Origin of the sequence: Flavobacterium sp. CAU 1735 (genome assembly GCF_039888695.1) — a bacterium.
In the GTDB taxonomy this organism is placed as follows: Bacteria; Bacteroidota; Bacteroidia; order Flavobacteriales; family Flavobacteriaceae; genus Flavobacterium.
In genome coordinates this window covers 1-5,013 of record NZ_JBDQQQ010000012.1, presented here as the reverse complement: position 1 = coordinate 5,013, position 5,013 = coordinate 1, and the positions used below count along the sequence as shown (strand labels likewise).

Annotated in this window: 2 tRNA genes and 2 rRNA genes; all 4 read right to left on the bottom strand. The window is 47.8% G+C overall.

The annotated features are described in order from the left end of the window. Positions 1 to 13 precede the first annotated feature (13 nt). The 4 genes from AAFN64_RS17580 to AAFN64_RS17565 all read right to left on the bottom strand — a co-directional run bounded on the left by AAFN64_RS17580 (position 14) and on the right by AAFN64_RS17565 (position 4,997). Positions 14 to 2,894, bottom strand: a 23S ribosomal RNA gene (locus tag AAFN64_RS17580). Positions 2,895 to 3,069: 175 nt separating this feature from the next. After that, positions 3,070 to 3,143: transfer RNA gene (locus AAFN64_RS17575), tRNA-Ala, on the bottom strand. Between the two features lie 92 nt (positions 3,144 to 3,235). After that, positions 3,236 to 3,309 (bottom strand) — tRNA-Ile (locus tag AAFN64_RS17570). A gap of 172 nt (positions 3,310 to 3,481) precedes the next feature. After that, a 16S ribosomal RNA gene (locus tag AAFN64_RS17565) occupies positions 3,482 to 4,997 on the bottom strand. Together the 16S and 23S rRNA genes with 2 tRNA genes alongside form the textbook arrangement of a ribosomal RNA operon. Positions 4,998 to 5,013: the final 16 nt, after the last annotated feature.

Below are 5,013 nucleotides of genomic sequence, written 5' to 3'. Positions count from 1 at the left end.
GGCGGAAGGACACGTACATAAGCTTACGGGTTATTAGTACTACTCGACTATGACATTACTGCCTTTACATCTATAGCCTATCAACGTGGTCATCTTCCACGACCCTTTAAAGAAATCTCATCTTGTGGTGGGTTTCGCGCTTATATGCTTTCAGCGCTTATCCCTTCCAAACGTAGCTACTCTGCGGTGCTCCTGGCGGAACAACAGATACACCAGAGGTTTGTCCAACTCGGTCCTCTCGTACTAGAGTCAGATCCACTCAAATTTCTAACGCCCACAGTAGATAGAGACCGAACTGTCTCACGACGTTCTGAACCCAGCTCGCGTGCCACTTTAATGGGCGAACAGCCCAACCCTTGGGACCTTCTCCAGCCCCAGGATGTGACGAGCCGACATCGAGGTGCCAAACCCCCCCGTCGATATGAGCTCTTGGGGGAGATCAGCCTGTTATCCCCGGCGTACCTTTTATCCTTTGAGCGATGGCCCTTCCATGCGGAACCACCGGATCACTATGCTCTACTTTCGTACCTGATCGACCTGTATGTCTCTCAGTCAAGCTCCCTTATGCCATTGCACTCTACGCACGGTTACCAAGCGTGCTGAGGGAACCTTTAGAAGCCTCCGTTACTCTTTTGGAGGCGACCACCCCAGTCAAACTACCCACCAAGCAATGTCCTCTTCATCGAAGAGTTAGACCTCAGATAAGCAAAGGGTGGTATTTCAACAATGACTCCACAACGCCTGGCGACGCCGCTTCATAGTCTCCCACCTATCCTACACATCACTTATCCAAGACCAATACTAAGCTATAGTAAAGGTGCACAGGGTCTTTTCGTCCCACTGCGGGTAATCGGCATCTTCACCGATACTACAATTTCACCGAGCTCATGGCTGAGACAGTGTCCAGATCGTTACACCATTCGTGCAGGTCGGAACTTACCCGACAAGGAATTTCGCTACCTTAGGACCGTTATAGTTACGGCCGCCGTTTACTGGGGCTTCAATTCAATGCTTCTCCGAAGATAACATCTCCTCTTAACCTTCCAGCACCGGGCAGGTGTCAGGCCCTATACTTCATCTTACGATTTGGCAGAGCCCTGTGTTTTTGATAAACAGTCGCCTGGACCTTTTCACTGCGGCCAGCATTGCTGCTGGCGACCTTTCTCCCGAAGTTACAGGTCTATTTTGCCTAATTCCTTAGCCATGAATCTCTCGAGCACCTTAGGATTCTCTCCTCGACTACCTGTGTCGGTTTACGGTACGGGTACTTATAATCTAAGTTTAGAGGTTTTTCTTGGAAGCCCTTAGGTACACTATCACTTTGTCCGAAGACTCCGTGTACTATCGCATTTCACCAGTTCCCGCGGATTTGCCTACGGGACCTATAGCTAGGTGCTTTAACGAACTATTCCGTCAGTTCGCGGTACTTTCATCACTCCGTCACCCCATCACAATTATAAGTAGTACGGGAATATTAACCCGTTGGCCATCGACTGTCCCTTTCGGGTTCGCCTTAGGACCCGACTAACCCTCAGCTGATTAGCATAGCTGAGGAAACCTTAGTCTTTCGGTGTGCGGGTTTCTCGCCCGCATTATCGTTACTTATGCCTACATTTTCTTTTCTAAACAGTCCAGCAATACTCACATATCACCTTCAACCCAGTTTAGAATGCTCCCCTACCACTTGTACATACATACAAATCCATAGCTTCGGTAGTATACTTATGCCCGATTATTATCCATGCTCGTCCGCTCGACTAGTGAGCTGTTACGCACTCTTTAAATGAATGGCTGCTTCCAAGCCAACATCCTAGCTGTCTGGGCAGACAAACCTCGTTTTTTCAACTTAGCATACATTTGGGGACCTTAGCTGATGGTCTGGGTTCTTTCCCTCTCGGACATGGACCTTAGCACCCATGCCCTCACTGCTGAAAATCATTATATAGCATTCGGAGTTTGTCAGGAATTGGTAGGCGGTGAAGCCCCCGCATCCAATCAGTAGCTCTACCTCTATATAACTAAATCAGCGCTGCACCTAAATGCATTTCGGGGAGTACGAGCTATTTCCGAGTTTGATTGGCCTTTCACCCCTACCCACAGGTCATCCGAAGACTTTTCAACGTCAACCGGTTCGGACCTCCACTGTGTGTTACCACAGCTTCATCCTGCCCATGGGTAGATCACACGGTTTCGCGTCTACCACTACTGACTCAAGCGCCCTATTCAGACTCGCTTTCGCTACGGATCCACACCTGAAGTGCTTATCCTTGCCAGCAACGGTAACTCGTAGGCTCATTATGCAAAAGGCACGCCGTCACCCCACTTAAGGGCTCCGACCGCTTGTAGGCGTATGGTTTCAGGATCTTTTTCACTCCGTTATTCACGGTTCTTTTCACCTTTCCCTCACGGTACTGGTTCACTATCGGTCTCTCAGGAGTATTTAGCCTTAGCGGATGGTCCCGCCAGATTCAGACAGGGTTTCACGTGCCCCGCCCTACTCAGGATACCACTATTCTTATCTTCTCTTACTTGTACGGGACTATCACCCTATATCGTTAACCTTTCCAGGTTATTCCAATTCAATCCGCAAGAAATGTCGTGGTCCTACAACCCCAGCACTGCCGTAACAGCACTGGTTTGGGCTTTTCCGCGTTCGCTCGCCACTACTTACGGAATCACTTTTGTTTTCTTCTCCTCCGCCTACTTAGATGTTTCAGTTCAGCGGGTTCGCCCATCTATCGATGTACTATGTCTTCAACATAGTGGGTTGCCCCATTCGGATATTTACGGATCAATTCGTATGTGCCAATCCCCGTAACTTTTCGCAGCTTATCACGTCCTTCTTCGCCTCTGAGAGCCTAGGCATCCCCCATACGCCCTTATTTTGCTTATTGTACTTACTTTTTTAAAATATACCTTACGGTACACCCTAAATTCTGTGCTTTCTAATTTTTTTGTTTTCTTATCTCAATATGTCAATGAACCTTTTCTTTCAGAGGAAAGAATAAAGAGCAAAGAGTAAAGACAGCGTCTTTTTTCTTTTTTCTTGCTTCTATCTTCTTTAGATAGTGGAGAATATCGGAGTCGAACCGATGACCTCCTGCGTGCAAGGCAGGCGCTCTAGCCAGCTGAGCTAATCCCCCATTCTTTTTTATTTTGAATGTTGAATTTCGAATTTTGAATTAATCCCTAATCCAAATCCCAACTTCCAGAATTTCCTTCTAAGTAAAAATTGTAGTCCCGGGCAGACTCGAACTGCCGACCCCTACATTATCAGTGTAGTACTCTAACCAGCTGAGCTACGAGACTATTTTTAAATTATTCTAAATTTTGAATGTTAAATCTTAAATGATCCATCTAAAACCTAAGTATTCTCCTTTAAAAATAGTATAAACTCTTTTTTTACTTATTCTTCTTTTTTTTGAACTAACAGCGAGAGTAAAACCTCTTGTATCATAAACCCTTAATTATCTTTCTCTAGAAAGGAGGTGTTCCAGCCGCACCTTCCGGTACGGCTACCTTGTTACGACTTAGCCCCAGTTACCAGTTTTACCCTAGGCAGCTCCTTGCGGTCACCGACTTCAGGTACCCCCAGCTTCCATGGCTTGACGGGCGGTGTGTACAAGGCCCGGGAACGTATTCACCGGATCATGGCTGATATCCGATTACTAGCGATTCCAGCTTCACGGAGTCGAGTTGCAGACTCCGATCCGAACTGTGACCGGTTTTGTAGATTCGCTCCTGGTCACCCAGTGGCTGCTCTCTGTACCGGCCATTGTAGCACGTGTGTAGCCCAGGACGTAAGGGCCGTGATGATTTGACGTCATCCCCACCTTCCTCACGGTTTGCACCGGCAGTCTCGTTAGAGTTCCCGACATCACTCGCTGGCAACTAACGACAGGGGTTGCGCTCGTTATAGGACTTAACCTGACACCTCACGGCACGAGCTGACGACAACCATGCAGCACCTTGTAATGAGTCCGAAGAAGGGCCTGTTTCCAAGCCTATCCCACTACATTTAAGCCCTGGTAAGGTTCCTCGCGTATCATCGAATTAAACCACATGCTCCACCGCTTGTGCGGGCCCCCGTCAATTCCTTTGAGTTTCAAACTTGCGTTCGTACTCCCCAGGTGGGATACTTATCACTTTCGCTTAGCCACTGAACTTGCGTCCAACAGCTAGTATCCATCGTTTACGGCGTGGACTACCAGGGTATCTAATCCTGTTCGCTCCCCACGCTTTCGTCCATCAGCGTCAATATATTGATAGTAACCTGCCTTCGCAATTGGTATTCCATGTAATATCTAAGCATTTCACCGCTACACTACATATTCTAGTTACTTCCCAATAATTCAAGTCTTGCAGTATCAATGGCCGTTTGATCGTTAAGCGACCAGATTTCACCACTGACTTACAAAACCGCCTACGGACCCTTTAAACCCAATGATTCCGGATAACGCTTGGATCCTCCGTATTACCGCGGCTGCTGGCACGGAGTTAGCCGATCCTTATTCCTACAGTACCGTCAATCTACCACACGTGGTAGGGTTTCTTCCTGTATAAAAGCAGTTTACACACCATAGATGCGTCATCCTGCACGCGGCATGGCTGGATCAGGCTTGCGCCCATTGTCCAATATTCCTCACTGCTGCCTCCCGTAGGAGTCTGGTCCGTGTCTCAGTACCAGTGTGGGGGATCTCCCTCTCAGGACCCCTACCCATCATCGTCTTGGTAAGCCGTTACCTTACCAACTAACTAATGGGACGCATGCTCATCTTGTACCGTTGGAACTTTAATAATCAAATGATGCCATTCAATAATACTATGGGGTATTAATCCAAATTTCTCTGGGCTATCCCCCTGTACAAGGTAGATTGCATACGCGTTACGCACCCGTGCGCCGGTCTCAGGTTAGCAAGCTAACCCTACCCCTCGACTTGCATGTGTTAGGCCTGCCGCTAGCGTTCATCCTGAGCCAGGATCAAACTCTTCATCGTATATTTTTAATATTAT